This is a genomic window from Stenotrophomonas sp. SrG (assembly GCF_050031795.1).
GTDB classification, from domain to species: domain Bacteria; phylum Pseudomonadota; class Gammaproteobacteria; order Xanthomonadales; family Xanthomonadaceae; genus Stenotrophomonas; species Stenotrophomonas rhizophila_A.
Genome location: NZ_JBNBBE010001148.1, coordinates 1 through 239 on the forward strand (window position 1 = coordinate 1; position 239 = coordinate 239).

Annotated in this window: 1 rRNA gene; it reads right to left on the bottom strand. The window is 55.6% G+C overall.

Annotated features, from left to right (window positions below):
* Positions 1-94 precede the first annotated feature (94 nt).
* Positions 95-239 (bottom strand): 23S ribosomal RNA (locus ACQG3P_RS23070); the annotation flags it as partial.

Sequence of the window (239 nt, forward strand, 5' to 3'; positions counted from 1 at the left end):
CACCCTCAGATGGCTACCAGAGACAGCACCAAAACACTCGTCTCGGTGCACGGTCTCGACCGATCCCGGATTTGCCACAGATCCAAACCTACCGCCTTTCCCTCACGGTACTGGTTCACTATCGGTCGGTCAGTAGTTTTTAGCCTTGGAGGAGGGTCCCCCCATGTTCAGACAGGGTGTCCCGTGCCCCGCCCTACTCGTCTTCACTGGAGTGGCCCTTTTATATACAGGTCTATCAA